Raw genomic sequence first — 14,103 nt, forward strand, 5'->3', positions numbered from 1 at the left:
ACGGGGCGTTCCGGCGCTTGCCAGGCACACGCGGTACGACCGTGCATGGGGAGAATACTATCTTAGATCGGCAAAACTATGCTGTGACGCGTTGACCTGACGCCGCGGGGCGATGGTTTGGAGCACCTTTGCGTGATCGCGCCCGAACCTCCGCTTTGCCTATTTAACGGACCCGCCGGAGGCGACCGCCGATCCGCTTTGGACCGCAGCCGGCCGACGCGATTGGGGCGCACGGTGGCAGGGGCGGAACGCCTCCGAGCCGGCCTAACTCAGTGACGCAGGCCGGTCGGGCGGCTCATTTCGCCCAAGACGTTGATCTGCAACGGCTGTGGCGGGGTCGGACGTCCGTTGCTCTTATCGGGCTGAGCTACGGGGAAGGGGGATGCTCAGTGCGTCCAGGGGGCGGCGCGGTCGCCGCGGAAATTGTCGGCGTAGGCGATCTGCTTCTCGACCGCGGACTTTGCTTCTTCCACGCGGTACTCGATGCCGTGGCGCTCGGCGTAGGCGATGGCGTCCTCGCGGGTGGGGAACTCGAGACGGAGCTGGCGGCGCGTGTCGGTGCCCGCGGTCCAGCCCATCAGCGGGTCGATCTCCGGCGGACGCAGGCCTTCGAAATCCAGCCGCCAGCGGCGGGTGCGCCCCTTGCCGGACTGCATCGCCGTGCGCGACGGCTTGTAGATACGTGCTCGCATTCCTGTCTCCACCATCCCCGACGGCGCCACGCTCGTCCGCAGGACGGCCACACAACGTGCGGATGTCCCAGCGAACCGCCACTCCAATGTTCCTTCCACCACCTCCGCCATTGTGTCAAACGATCCGCACGCCGGGTTGGCGTCGGCCGCATCCCCAAGGCAAGCGACGCGTCGTCGGGGGTGGGGGGAGCTGGCGAAGCGTAGGGGGAGCGAACGTTCTGCGCGTGGTCGGGGCAGCAGGATTCGAACCTACGACCCCCGGTTCCCAAAACCGGTGCTCTACCAGGCTGAGCTATGCCCCGCAGCGTTCGCGCCCCTCTCCTACACGTTGCCGAAGGGGGCGGCAACGGGAGACGCGCGCGCGATTCTCACCGCTCGACGCGTTCGTGGACCAGGCGCCCGCCGGGCTCGAGGCCGATCTCGTCGGCGACGCCGGCGTTGACCTCGAAGACGAAGCGCGCCTTGCCGTGGGAGGGGATGGCGTCGGTCGAAAAGGGCGTGGTGTGGTGGGCGATAGAGACGACCGTTCCGTCCGCGCGGATGAAGATGATGTCGAGCGGCAGCGGCGTGTTCTTCATCCAGAAGGTGCGCTCGCCCTCGCCGCCGAAGTCGAACAGCATGCCGTGGTCGCGCGCCATCTCCTTGCGGAACATCAACCCGCGAGAGCGCTCGATCGGATCGTCGGCGATCTCGATGGTGAAGCTGTGGGACCCGCTGTCGGTCAGGAGCAGGGCGGCGGTACGGGGCGGAACCTCCACGCGTGCGGCCGGCGGTGCGGCCGGCCCGGTCGCCTCAGCCGGCACGCCCGCGACGAGGGCCAGTGCGAGGACGAGGAGGACGCGACAGCGCTGGGCGGTCACGCTCAGTGCGACTGCGGCACGTTGGTGCCGGACTCGGGCAGGATCTCGGCGGCCATCAGCCCCTTCGGGCCGTTGCCGAAGCGCACCTTCACCACCTGGTTGGGGCGCAGCTCCGTGATGCCGAAGCGCCGCAGCGTCTCCATGTGCACGAAGATGTCGGCGGTGCCTTCACCGCGGGTCAGGAAGCCGTAGCCCTTGGAGCGGTTGAACCACTTCACGCGGGCGAACTCGGCCGGTCCTTCCGGGGTGACCTGAATGTGGGCGCGGGAGGGGGGGAGCTGCGAGGGGTGGGCGGCGCTCGATTCGTCCATCGACAGGATGCGGAACGCCTGCAGCCCCTTCGGACCGCTGACGACTTCGCAAACGACGCGGGCGCCCTCGTAAGCACTCTGGTAACCATCGCGGCGTAGGCAGGTAACATGGAGGAGAATATCGGCACCTCCATCGTCGGGCACGATGAAGCCGTAGCCCTTGCCGACATCGAACCACTTGATGCTGCCGGAAAGCTCGGTCAGACCCTCCAAACCGTCGATGTTTGGCGCGGTGCCGCGATCCTCGGCAGAGTATTCTTCGTAGAACCGTACCAGCTTATCGTCGCTCACCACTATACCCGCCGCTTTACCACTGCCACTGCAACCCAACAGAAACGTGAATCAGACGTTACCATTCATTCACTCTTTCGGCGACTGGTAATTGTCCCGTTCCCCCGCCGGTGTTGCGGTTGAGACACAGGATTTTAGTCAAATTTCATGCTCTCGAGCGGCGCAAACGTTGCGGCGAGCGGCGTGCGGATCACGAGATCGGCGGTCGCGTCCTGATCGGTCGGATCGCGGGAGGCGATGATCAGCGTGGCGCCGGCCTCCTTCGCCATCGCCGGCAGCGCGGCGGCCGGGTAGACCACCAGCGAGGTGCCTGCAGCCACGAATAGGTCTGCCTCCACGGTGGCCTCCATCGCCTGGTGCAGCGCGTCCTCCGGCATCGGCTGGCCGAACGAGATGATCGCGGCCTTGATCAGCCCGCCACATCGCGTGCAGCGCGGAGACTTCCCGGTTTTCTCAATGGTGGCTTGCGCGTAGCTGATCTCGTGACGCATGCCGCACGACAAACAGACAGCGTGGTCGCCGGAGCCGTGCAGCGTCACGAGTCGGTCCGCCGGCACGCCTGAGCGCTGGTGGAGGCCGTCGATATTCTGCGTCACCACCAGGTCGACCGGCCCGGCCCGCGTCAGGTGGGCGATCGCCCGGTGGGCACCGTTGGGCTCGGCCGCGCTGAAGCGCTCCGCCATGTCGAAGCGGCGGCGCCAGTCGGTGAGCCGGGCCTCCTCGGAGGTGAGGAAGGCGTCGTAGAGGATCGGCTCCATGCGGCTCCAGATGCCGCCGGCGCTGCGGAAGTCGGGAATGCCCGACTCGGTGGAGATGCCGGCGCCGGTGAAGACCACCGCCCGGCGTGAGGCGGCGAAGGCGTCCGCGAGGGCCGCCGTCGCCTTCTCGGTGTTCGACATGATCATGCGCATGATGGCAGAGTGACGCGTGCCGGGCCCTTCCGACAAGCGCCGCCACATCAGAGCGCCATCCGATAGGCGAGCGCCTCCGCCACGTGGCCGCGGCGGACCGCCGCGCTGCCGCCGAGATCGGCGATGGTGCGCGCCACCTTGAGCGTGCGGTGATAGGCGCGGGCGGAAAGGCGCCGCTCCGTCGCCACGCGGTCGACGAGGGCGAGAGCGTCCTCGTCCGCCGCCACCGTCGCCTCCAGATCGTCGACGCCGCACTCGGCGTTGACGAGGCCGCCGCCGCGCCCGGCGAGGCGGTGCGCCTGAAGGTCGCGCGCCGCCGCCACGCGGTCGGCGACCGCCGCCGAGGCTTCGCCGGGCGGCGCCCGCAGGTCCTCCGGCATCACCGCGGGGACGCGGATCGACAGGTCGATGCGGTCGACGAGGGGGCCGGAGAGGCGACCGCGATAGTCGTCGGCGCACGCCTTGCCGCGCTTGCAGGAATGGCCGGGCTCGCCGGCGTGGCCGCAGCGGCACGGGTTCATCGCGGCGACGAGCTGGAACCGGGCCGGATAGCTCACCCGGTGGCTGGCGCGGGCGATCATCGCCCGGCGCGTCTCCAGCGGCTCGCGCAGCGCGTCGAGCACCTGGGGGGAGAATTCGGGCAGCTCGTCGAGAAAGAGCACGCCGCCGTGGCACAGCGAGACCTCGCCGGGTCGGGCCCGCGGCCCGCCGCCGATCAGCGCCGCCATGGAGGCGGAGTGGTGCGGCGCGCGGTAGGGCGGGCAGGCGTCGAGCCGGCCGCCGTCGAGATGGCCGGCGACGGAGCGGATCATCGCCGACTCCAGCAGCGTCTGTGGCTCCATGGTGGGCAGGATCGAGGGCAGGCGCTCCGCGAGCATCGACTTGCCCGCTCCGGGCGGCCCGACCATCAGGAGGTTGTGGCCGCCGGCCGCCGCGATCTCGAGCGCCCGCTTGGCGCTTTCCTGGCCCTTCACGTCGCAGAGGTCGCTGCCGGGGCGCGCCGGAGGGGCGATGCGGGCGACGGGACGCGACAGCACCTGCGAGCCGGAGAAGTGGTTGACGAGGGCGGCGAGGCTCGCCGGCGCGATCAGCGGCATGTCGGCGGACGCCCAGGCCGCCTCGGCGCCGTCGGCGGCGGGGCAGATGAGGCCCTTGCCGAGCTCGTTGGCGCCGACGGCCGCCGGCAGCACGCCGGCGACGCCGACGATACGCCCGTCGAGCCCCAGCTCGCCCACCACCACCTGCTCCGCGAGCGCCTCGGCCGGCACCGCGCCGAGCGCGGCCATAAGTCCCAGCGCGATCGGCAGGTCGTAGTGGCTGCCGGCCTTCGGAAGATCCGCCGGAGCGAGATTGACGGTGATGCGTCTCGGCGGCAACGACAGGCCCGACGCCGTCAGCGCGGCGCGGACCCGCTCGCGGCTCTCCGCCACCGCCTTGTCGCCCAGCCCCACGATCAGAAAAGCCACGGCCCCCGGGGCGATCTGCACCTCGACATCCACCGGAACGGCATCGATGCCGCAAAACGCAATGGTCGTGACCCGGCTCAGCACGGCGAGGAATTTCCCGGTTGCGAATTCAATCAAAGGTCGCATGTCTCCGGCATTCATGCAACTCTAAACATCCAGCCGGATCTCTCTTGGCCTGTGCCAATTGCGTCACCACGTTGCGAAGGGAGAGCTGCAACAATAATCTGGCGAACAACAGGCGGAGCCCGCGCACCGCGGCCTGCCATAAAGAGGGACGCAGAATACCATGGGAGCCACCGCACGGGTGGACGCTTCGGGGGCGCCGCGTTGATCATTGATCCCCCGCCGCCTCGGACCCACCGCCGCCGCACGCGCATGGCGCGGCTGAGGTCCTTGTCGCCCGTCATGCGACGTTTCGTGCCGCGCAGCCGGGTGCCCCACACGGCCACCGGCCCGTGGCTCGGCACGCAGCCCCGCGTTCAGGGCAAGCGCCACACGCCGCTCGATCGCAAGACGCCGACCTTCGGCCAGCTCGGCACCCTCGAGGTGCGCCTGGCGCGTACCGCCGGCGAGGTGAAGCGGGCCCAGCAGGTCCGCTATCAGGTCTTCTACGAGGAGATGAGCGCCACGCCGGACGCCTACACCATGGCCACCCGGCGTGATCGCGATGCCTTCGACGACGTCTGCGACCACCTCCTGGTGCTCGACCACAACGTCACCCAGCGGCGCTTTCGCAAGCCGAAGCCGCGCATCGTCGGCACCTACCGCATGCTGCGCCAGGAGATCGCCGAGCAGAATGGCGGCTTCTACTCCTTCTCCGAGTTCGACGTGGGCAGTCTCATCGAGCGCCACCCGGACCTCAACTTCCTGGAGCTCGGCCGCTCCTGCGTGCTGAAGCCCTACCGCGACAAGCGCACGGTCGAGCTGTTGTGGCACGGGGCCTGGTCCTACGTGCTGCGCCACAATATCGAGGTGATGTTCGGCTGCGCCTCGCTCGCGGGCACCGATCCCGACGAGCTCGCGACGCAGCTCTCCTATCTCCACCACAACCACCTCGCCCCGCTGGAGTGGCGGGTGCGGGCGATCCCCTCGCGCTACGTGCCGATGGATCGGCTGCCGGCCGACGCCGTGGATCCCAAGAAGGCGCTGCGGGCGCTGCCGCCCCTCATCAAGGGCTATCTCCGGCTCGGTGCCTTCATTGCCGACGGCGCCGTGGTCGACGAGCAGTTCGGCACCACCGACGTGATGATCGTGCTGCCCGTCTCCGGCATCTCCCACCGCTACATCAACTATTACGGGGCGAACGCCACCCGCCACGCCTGAGGCGCGGCGGGACGTTGCCTCGCCGTCGTCCGCCGGCGAGGCAACGTCGGCGGCGGCTCAATCGCCGTCGGCGTCCTCGTCGGGCCGGGTGAGGCGTAGCCGGGTGATGCGGTTGCGCTCCCGCTCGGCCACCTCGAAGCGCACGCCGTGGAAGGTGAAGGCCTGATCCACCTCCGGGATCATCTGCGCCTCGTGGATGACGAGACCGGCCGCGGTGGTGGCCTCGTCGTCGGGCAGCGACCAGTCGAGCGCGCGGTTGAGGTCGCGGATCGTCACCGACCCGTCGACGAGCACCGAGCCGTCCGGCTGCGGCATGACGCCTTCGACCTCCACATCGTACTCGTCCTCGATCTCGCCGACGATCTCCTCCAGGATGTCCTCCAGAGTGACGAGGCCCATCACCTCGCCATACTCGTCCACCACCAGCGCGAAGTGGGACTTGCGCTTCAGGAAGGCGTTGAGCTGGTCCTGCAGGCGCGTCGTGTCGGGCACGAACCAGGGCGGCTTGGCGATCGCCCGCACGTTCACCTTGGAGACGTCGCCGCCCGCCGCCTGCACCGCGCGCAACAGATCCTTGGCATGGAGCACGCCCACCAGATTGTCGGTGGTGTCCTTCCACATCGGCATCCGCGTGTAGGGGGAGGCGAGGGCTTCGGCGACGATGGTCTCGGGCGGGTCGTCGGCGTTCAGCATCCGCATCCGCGTGCGGTGGATCATCACGTCGGAGACCTCGAGGTCGGCGAGGTCGAGGAGGGCGCCGAGCCGGTCGCGCTCGGCCTTGTGAAGGCCGCCCTCGGCGTGCTGCAGGTCCACCGTCCCGCGGATCTCCTCGCGCGCCGACTGGACGAGCTCGGCGTCCACCTCCACCCCGAAGAGGCCCAGGATGAGGCTGACGATCTTCTGCACCGTCGCCGTCACCGGCGCGAAGACGAAGACGATGATCCGCACGAGCGGGGCGACGGCGAGGGCGAAGGGCTCGGGCCGCAGGATTGCGAGCGTCTTCGGCAGTACCTCCGAGAAGATCAGCACCAGCGCGGTCATGAGGAAGGTGGCGTAGACCACCGCCGTCTCGCCGAAGAGGCGGATCAGCGCCGACGTCGCGAGCGCGGAGGCGAGGATGTTGACGAGATTGTTGCCGACGAGGAGGGCGCCGATCAGCCGCTCGCGCGCCTGCATCAGGCGCGCGGCCGTCGCCGCCCGCTGCGAGCCCTGCTTTTCCTGCTGGTGCAGCCGGGCGCGCGAGGCCGCCGTCAGCGCCGTCTCCGATCCCGAAAAGAATGCCGACATGGCAAGGAGGAGAACGATGGAACCGACGGTCAGCCAGAGATCCCACGCGATCATGTGACTGTCTTTCAGCCTTGGGTCATGAGGGGGCGAGGCCTTCCGCGGCGAGGAAGGCGGCGAGGGCACCCGGATCGACGCCGTTCGACACGAACGCGTCGCCGATCCGATTGACCAGGATGAAGCGGATCACGCCGTCCTTCACCTTCTTGTCCTGCGCCATCGCCGCCGTGAGCGAGGTCGCGTCGAGGGGCACCGGGACGTCGGCGAAGCGGGTGGGAAGGCCGACCGCCTGAAGGTGGCGGGCGACCCGCGCCGCGTCCTCCGGCGGGCACAGCCCGAGGGCGACGGAGAGGCGGAAGGCGAGGGCGAGGCCGAGGCCGACGGCCTCGCCGTGCACCACGCGATCGTCATAGCCGGCCGAGCGCTCCACCGCGTGGCCGAAGGTGTGGCCGAGATTCAGGAGGGCGCGCCGGCCCGCCTCGCGCTCGTCCTCGGTCACCACCGCGGCTTTGGCGGCGACGGCGCGGGCGATCGCGGCGGGCAGCCCCTCGCGCAGCGCCCCGGCGCCCTGCCGTTCCAGCCGTGCGAAGAAGTCGGCGTCGCCGAGGAGGGCGATCTTGACGATCTCGGCATAGCCCGCCCGGCGATGGCGCTCGGGCAGGGTGTCGAGCACGCTGGTGTCGGCGATCACCAGCGAGGGCTGGTGGAAGGCGCCGACGAGATTCTTGCCGTGCCGCGTGTTGATGCCGGTCTTGCCGCCGACTGCGGAGTCCACCTGGGCGAGGAGGGTCGTCGGCACTTGAACGAATGGCATGCCGCGCCGGGCGACGGCGGCCGCGAAGCCGGCGAGGTCGCCGACCACCCCACCGCCGAGGGCGATCACCAGGTCGCCGCGCTCGAGCTCGGCGTCGAGGATCGCGTCGACGGTGCCGACGAGGCCGGCGATGGACTTCGAGCCCTCGCCCGCCGGCACGACGTGATGGGCGGCCCGGATGCCGGCCGCCTCGAGCGAGGCGTCGAGCGCGGCGAGGTGGAGCGCCGCCACCGTCTCGTCCGTCACCACCAGCGCGCGGCACCGCTTCAGCCGGTCGGCGATCAGCCGGCCCGCCTCCGCGATCAGCCCGTCGCCGATCAGCACGTCATAGGCACGCTCGCCGAGCGGGACGGTGATCGTCTCGCGCGCGGTGTTCTTCTCCATCGTCTCGCTCACTGGGAGGCCGCCTGCTGGGGGGTGGGCTCGGCCGCTAGGGAATATTGTCGAAGGGCGCGCAGGATCGCGCCGACCACCCGCTCCTGCGGGCCGGACGACGACACCACGCGGATCGGCGCCTCGGCGAAGACCGGATCGCGCACAGCGCGCAGCTCCTTCAGCTTCGCCCGCGCGTCCACGTTGTGGAACATCGGCCGGTGGGTCCGCTTGCTGATGCGCGCCACGAGAATGTCGGTCGCCGCATCGAGCCAGATGGCGATGCCGTGCGCGGCGATCGCCCGGCGCGTGTCGGCCGACATGAAGGCGCCGCCGCCGGTCGCAAGCACCAGCGGCCCGTCCTGCAGGATGCGGGAGATCACGCGCGTCTCGCCCTCGCGAAAGGCCGCCTCGCCGTGGGTGGCGAAGATATCGCTGATCGACATTCCGGCGGCCTTCTCGATCTCGCTGTCGGCGTCCACGAAGGGAATCGCGAGCTGCGCGGCGAGGCGGCGCCCGACGCTCGACTTCCCGGCTCCGGGCAGTCCCACGAGCACGAGGTTGCGGCCATCGAGTGCCTGCAACAGGCCCTTTGGCCCATCGTGTCCCAACGAATCCTCCCTTCCGACGTGCAGAGCGCGCCGCGCCCCGCAACAGCGGACAGGATAACGCGCCCGACCGCAAGCCCCCCGAGACGGCAATACGCCTCCTGGGGATCGTGTCGCGATCCCCGGCATGCCGATCGAACGCATCCTGCTGCCGCAACGCATGGGCCCGGGTCAACCTCTGTCGGCGCCTCTTAGGCATCTCACGCGACCGGGCGATGACGGTCCGGGCGGGCTGAGCGCCGTTCGCCGGCCGGCCGTGTCAATTGTCCGCACCGCCTCCACCGCTCCGCAACCGCCGCGTCCCATGATGGCGCCGACGCGCCACGCCGGGCGCCGCGATGGAACCTGCGATGCCCGCACCGAAACCCGCCGCACCGAAACCCGCCGCACCGAAATCGACCGTGCCGCTGCCCGCCGCGGCTGAAGCGTTCCTGGAGATGATGGCGGTGGAGCACGATGCTTCGCCCAACACGCTCGAGGCCTATCGCCGCGACCTCGTCCGCTTCGGCGAGCTCTGTGCCGGCCGCGGCGTCGCGCCGACGGCGGCGGGGGAGGGCGAGCTCAACGCCTTCGTCGAGGCGATGGCGGCCGCCGGCGAGGCCCGCACGACGCAGAACCGCCGCCTCTCTGCCGTGCGGCGCTTCCTGCGCTTTCTTTATGTGGAAGGCCAGCGGGACGACGATCCGGGCGCGCTCGTCGACAGCCCCAAGAAGAGCCGCCCGCTCCCGAAGATCCTGTCGATGGACGAGGTGCGCCGTCTGCTCGCCACCGCCGAGGAGGCGGCCGCGGCGGGGGTGCCGGGCGCGGCGCGGCGGGCCGCCCTCGTGGAGCTTCTCTATGCGGGGGGGCTGCGCGTATCGGAGCTCGTCTCGCTGCCCGAGCGCGCCGTGAGCGCCGGCCGGCCGACGATGATCGTGAAGGGCAAGGGCGGGCGCGAGCGCCTCGTGCCGATCACCGACGCCGCCCACCGGGCCGTCGAGCGCCACCGGGCGAGCCGCGGCGCGGTCACGGGCATTGCCGCGCGCTACCTCTTTCCCGCCGCCTCGAAGGAAGGGCACCTCACCCGCCAGGCGTTCGCGCGCGAGCTGAAGACGCTCGCCGCCGCCGCCGGCCTTTCCGCCGCGAAGGTCTCGCCGCATGTCCTAAGGCACGCGTTCGCGACCCATCTCCTCGTCAACGGCGCCGATCTGCGGGTGGTGCAGACGCTTCTCGGCCACCAGGACCTCGCCACCACCGAGATCTATACCCATCTCCAGAGCGACCACCTCGTCGCCGTGCTCAACGACTGCCATCCGCTCGCCTGACCCCCACCTCGGGTTGACTTCGCTGGCGGCCGATTTAAGGGTCCGGCCTCACCCCAACATCCGCGAAGCGTTTGATGCGTACCTTCCTCGATTTCGAAAAGCCCGTGGCCGACGTGATCGGCAAGATCGAGGAGCTGCGGGCCCTCGGTGACAGCTCCACCGTCGACGGCGGCGACGAGATCACCAAGCTCGAGGACAAGGCCGAGCGCGCCCTCGCCGAGCTCTATGCCAAGCTCAGCCCCTGGCAGAAGACGGCGGTTGCCCGTCACCCCGACCGGCCGCAGACCTCCAACTACGTCGCCCGCCTCCTCACCGACTTCTCGCCGCTCGCCGGCGACCGCTCCTACAAGGAGGATGCCGCCATCATCGCCGGGGTCGGCCGGCTCGGCGGGCGCTCGGTGGCGCTTCTCGGCCACGAGAGAGGGCACGACACCGAGGGCCGGCTGAAGCACAATTTCGGCATGGCGCGGCCGGAGGGCTACCGCAAGGCCAAGCGCATCATGCAGCTCGCCGAGCGCTTCCGCCTGCCCCTCGTGACGCTCGTCGACACCTCCGGCGCCTATCCGGGCGTCGGCGCGGAGCAGCGCGGCCAGGCCGAGGCCATCGCCCGCTCCACCGAGCAGGCCCTCACCCTCACCGTTCCCTCGGTCGCCGTGGTGATCGGGGAGGGTGGCTCCGGCGGGGCGCTGGCGCTCGCCGCCACCAACCGGGTGATCATGCTCGAGCACGCCGTCTACTCGGTGATCTCCCCCGAAGGCGCCGCGAGCATCCTGTGGCGCGATGCCGCGCGCGCCCAGGAGGCGGCCGCCAACATGAAGATCACCGCCCAGGACCTCTTGCGTCTCGGCGTCATCGACGCGATCATCGACGAACCGCTCGGGGGCGCCCATCGCGACCCCCTCGCCACCATCGACCGCGTGGGCTCTGCGATCAGCGACGCCCTCGACGGTCTCGCTCCGCTCGACGGCGCCGGCCTCAAGAAGCAACGCGCCGAGCGGTTCCTCGCCATCGGCCGTACGCTCGACGCTTGAGTGTGGCTTGCCAGCCACACAACTTCTCCACAGCAAGACCAGCGGTGGGAAAGCCTCGTTGAGGATTTGTAAAGGCTCGCCCCAACAGGTTACACGCGAAAGTGGACGGCGAATGTTCGTAACGCCCCCGACCCGCGGGATGATCGCATGACCCGATATCTTCTCCGCACGCCTTCGACGACCGCCACAGCTTCCGGCTTGCCCCGCCCGCGTGGCGGCGACCGTCTGCGGCGTCTGTCCGGCACGGTGGCGGCGCTCGCCCTGGCCGGCGCCGTGCTCGCCGGCTGCCAGGTCAGCGAGCTCTCCACCGCGGCCCATCTCGCCCCGCTGCCGGCCGGCCTCGAGCGCAAGATCGATCGGATGGACATGAAGGTCCGCTCGCCGATCATGCTGCGGATCTACAAGGAAGAGTCGATCCTCGAGGTCTGGAAGGAAGACCGGACGGGCAAGTTCCAGCTCCTCAAGGAGTACCCGATCTGCGCCTGGTCCGGCGAGCTGGGCCCGAAGCTGAAGGAGGGGGACCGCCAGGCTCCCGAAGGCTTCTATCTCGTGTCCCGCGCGCAGATGAACCCCAACTCCAGCTACCACCTGTCGTTCAATCTCGGCTTTCCGAACTCGTTCGACCGCAGCCTCAGCCGGACCGGCTCCAACCTGATGGTCCACGGCGACTGCTCCTCCCGCGGCTGCTACGCCATGGAGGACGAGCCGGTGCAGGAGATCTACGCCCTCGCCCGCGAGGCGTTCGCCGGCGGCCAGCGCGCGTTCCAGGTGCAGGCCTTCCCCTTCCGCATGACGCCGGAAAACATGGCGCGCCACGCCGATTCCGAGAATCTCCAGTTCTGGGAGATGCTGAAGGAAGGCTCCGACCACTTCGAGGTGACGCGTCAGCCGCCGCGGATCGACGTGTGCGAGCATCGCTACGTGTTCAATGCGGCGGGCGGCAGCTTCAACGCCTCCGCGACCTGCCCGAGCTACACGGTGCCGACCCACATCGCCCGCCTGGTGGAAGAGAAGCGGGACAGGGATTTCGCCAAGCGCGAGACGGTGATCGCGCAGATGCAGAACCGCGAGAACCGCGAGGAGCGCTGGGCCGAGCGCGAGAAGGCCATCGCCTCCTTCTTCAACCAGAACCGCTCCACCGGTCCGGAAGCGGATTCGGCCGCCGCGCCCGCCGCCGACACCGCGGTGGCCTCGGTGGACGATGCCGCCGGCACGACCGCCGCCGGCGTGCCGATGCCGCGTCGCTCGCCGCGCGCGGCTCCGGTTGAGGAGGCGTCCTCCGGCGGCTTCCGCATCCCCAACCCGTTCCGCCGCAACGAGGAGCCGCCCGTCGCGTCCGTCGCCGCGGTGGACGAGACGGAACCGGCCGCCACACCGGCGCCTGCCGCCGCGACGCCGGCCCCCGCCGCGATACCGACCCCCGTCGTGACGCCCAGCGAGGTGCCGGTCGCCTCCACCGCCAAGCCGAACGAGCCCGATACCGAGGCCGGCGACACCCAAGTCCTCGGCTTCGCCCCGGCCGAGGAGGAAAGCGGCTTCTTCTCCTCCATCGCCAAGGGCAGCAAGGGCCTCTTCCGCCGCGCCGGCCAGCTCTTCGACTGAGGCGCGGCGCGCCAGCGGTCGCGCGCTTCGCCGATCGGGGATGAGACGCGCCCACCCGGTAAAAATGCGAGCGTTCGCATGGACGACGCGAGCGCCCGGCCGTCTCCCGATGGGAGGCGGGGCCTATGCCTTCCGGATCGGGGCGGGTCCGGCGCGCCCCCGTGTTAGTTGAGGCGTGCTAGTCGAGGCGTGCCAGGCAAGGGGTGCTAGGCGAGGGGCGACCGGCGGGGAGGACAGCCATGCTCGTGCGACGCATCGCACACCGCTTCACCGAGATTTCGTCATCGATCGCCATGCCGAGGGCGGTGGGCGTCGCGTGTCTCGTCGTGGGTCTCGGCACGGGCTTCCTCGGCGGCGCCCTCGCGCAGGTGCCGCCGAGGAAGCCCGTGGCGCCGAACGCGGCCACCTCCGTGGTGCGCCCGCAAGCGCCGTCGGGCGGAGGTTTCCTCGGCAGCCTCTTCGGCGGCGGTGGGGGCGGGGGCGGTGACGCGGCCGGCAACAAGCAGCGTCTCCTCGACGCCTATCCCGGCGCCTTCCGCTTCGAGGGGAACGTGCTGGTCTTCCCCTCCGGCGAGCGCGTCGTCTGGGACGACGGACGCCGCAAGTCACCCGCCGAGCTCCTCACCGACGCCGACGTCGAGGACATGTTCGCCTACCCCTATCCCTCGGCGCGCGAAGGCGAGATGGCGCCGCCGCGCGATCACGATCCGGGGCGGATCCGCAGCCAGGAATTCTTCACCGCGCTCTATGGCGGCAGCGAGGGGGCGGTGCGGCGCAACGTCCGCACCATCCGCTGGGTCCCGTCCCTCGGCAACGCGGGGCTGACGGTCACCACCCGCTTCGGCATCGACGACAAGCTCGAGAAGGTCTCCGCCGAGCTGGAGCGATTGCCCAAGCGTTTCCACAAATATCTGACGCCGCCGGGCGGGGGCTTCCTGTGGCGCACCATCGCCGGCACGCGGCGCCTCTCGGTGCACTCCTTTGGCGCGGCCGTCGACATCAACACCCGCTTCACCAACTACTGGCGCTGGGACAAGGCAGCGGCGGGGGGCGTGATCCCCTATCGCAACCAGATTCCGCTGGAGATCGTGGAGGTGTTCGAGCGCTACTGCTTCATCTGGGGCGGCCGCTGGTACCACTACGACACGATGCATTTCGAGTATCGACCCGAGCTGCTGCCTGCTTGCCGCCGCTGACGGCCGAAGGTGTCGGATCGCCGCGCCCAAGCATGACG

Annotated in this window: 13 protein-coding genes and 1 tRNA gene; 5 read left to right on the forward strand and 9 right to left on the reverse strand. The window is 70.0% G+C overall.

Translation table 11 applies throughout. The features are described 5' to 3' along the window. Positions 1-386: 386 nt before the first annotated feature. From JCR33_RS00735 to JCR33_RS00760, 6 genes are all read right to left on the reverse strand, one after another. Entirely contained in the window at positions 387-692 is a 306-nt protein-coding gene (locus JCR33_RS00735; protein WP_198880095.1) for an ETC complex I subunit, read from the reverse strand. Positions 693-917: 225 nt separating this feature from the next. Beyond that, a tRNA-Pro gene (locus tag JCR33_RS00740) sits at positions 918-994 on the reverse strand. Between the two features lie 66 nt (positions 995-1,060). Then, entirely contained in the window at positions 1,061-1,552 is a 492-nt protein-coding gene (locus JCR33_RS00745; RefSeq protein WP_332461086.1) for a DUF192 domain-containing protein, read from the reverse strand. A 2-nt stretch (positions 1,553-1,554) separates the two neighbouring features. Continuing rightward, the gene (locus JCR33_RS00750) at positions 1,555-2,154 is read right to left on the reverse strand and encodes a cold-shock protein (RefSeq protein ID WP_332461087.1); all 600 of its coding nucleotides are present in this window, start codon (positions 2,152-2,154) and stop codon (positions 1,555-1,557) included. 134 nt (positions 2,155-2,288) lie between these two features. Then, positions 2,289-3,053, reverse strand: a complete 765-nt coding sequence (locus JCR33_RS00755; protein ID WP_232372054.1) for an SIR2 family NAD-dependent protein deacylase — start codon at positions 3,051-3,053, stop codon at positions 2,289-2,291. A gap of 59 nt (positions 3,054-3,112) precedes the next feature. Next, on the reverse strand, positions 3,113-4,615 hold the full coding sequence (locus JCR33_RS00760) for a YifB family Mg chelatase-like AAA ATPase (RefSeq protein WP_198880540.1): 1,503 nt from the start codon (positions 4,613-4,615) through the stop codon (positions 3,113-3,115). A gap of 348 nt (positions 4,616-4,963) precedes the next feature. Here JCR33_RS00760 and JCR33_RS00765 point away from each other — a divergent pair, with 348 nt between their 5' ends. After that, positions 4,964-5,854 carry a GNAT family N-acetyltransferase gene (locus tag JCR33_RS00765; protein WP_408628745.1) on the forward strand — a complete coding sequence of 297 codons (891 nt, stop codon included), beginning with the start codon at positions 4,964-4,966 and terminating at the stop codon, positions 5,852-5,854. A 57-nt stretch (positions 5,855-5,911) separates the two neighbouring features. Here the strand turns inward: JCR33_RS00765 and JCR33_RS00770 are convergent, their stop codons facing one another. Genes JCR33_RS00770 through JCR33_RS00780 form a run of 3 tightly spaced genes read right to left on the reverse strand, consistent with a single transcriptional unit; the run spans position 5,912 to position 8,908 of the window. Then, positions 5,912-7,195 (reverse strand): HlyC/CorC family transporter, encoded by a 1,284-nt coding sequence (locus JCR33_RS00770; protein WP_198880097.1) that lies wholly within the window; start codon positions 7,193-7,195, stop codon positions 5,912-5,914. Positions 7,196-7,217: 22 nt separating this feature from the next. Beyond that, a complete protein-coding gene (gene aroB / locus JCR33_RS00775; RefSeq protein ID WP_198880541.1) occupies positions 7,218-8,336 on the reverse strand; it encodes a 3-dehydroquinate synthase in 1,119 nt (372 codons plus the stop codon). A gap of 8 nt (positions 8,337-8,344) precedes the next feature. Beyond that, positions 8,345-8,908, reverse strand: coding sequence for a shikimate kinase (locus JCR33_RS00780; RefSeq protein ID WP_232372056.1), 564 nt, complete (start codon positions 8,906-8,908; stop codon positions 8,345-8,347). Between the two features lie 374 nt (positions 8,909-9,282). Between JCR33_RS00780 and JCR33_RS00785 the strand changes: the two genes are divergently transcribed. The 4 genes from JCR33_RS00785 (at position 9,283) to JCR33_RS00800 (ending at position 14,065) form a co-directional block, all read left to right on the forward strand. Then, positions 9,283-10,236 carry a tyrosine recombinase gene (locus tag JCR33_RS00785; protein WP_198880099.1) on the forward strand — a complete coding sequence of 318 codons (954 nt, stop codon included), beginning with the start codon at positions 9,283-9,285 and terminating at the stop codon, positions 10,234-10,236. 74 nt (positions 10,237-10,310) lie between these two features. Next, positions 10,311-11,267 (forward strand): acetyl-CoA carboxylase carboxyltransferase subunit alpha, encoded by a 957-nt coding sequence (locus tag JCR33_RS00790; protein WP_198880100.1) that lies wholly within the window; start codon positions 10,311-10,313, stop codon positions 11,265-11,267. A 147-nt stretch (positions 11,268-11,414) separates the two neighbouring features. Next, positions 11,415-12,869 (forward strand): L,D-transpeptidase family protein, encoded by a 1,455-nt coding sequence (locus JCR33_RS00795; RefSeq protein WP_198880101.1) that lies wholly within the window; start codon positions 11,415-11,417, stop codon positions 12,867-12,869. A 239-nt stretch (positions 12,870-13,108) separates the two neighbouring features. Further along, positions 13,109-14,065: a M15 family metallopeptidase gene (locus JCR33_RS00800; protein ID WP_198880102.1), complete on the forward strand. Its 957-nt coding sequence runs from the start codon at positions 13,109-13,111 to the stop codon at positions 14,063-14,065. Positions 14,066-14,103 lie beyond the last annotated feature (38 nt).

It is taken from the genome of Acuticoccus mangrovi (assembly GCF_016411865.1).
GTDB lineage: Bacteria > Pseudomonadota > Alphaproteobacteria > Rhizobiales > Amorphaceae > Acuticoccus > Acuticoccus mangrovi.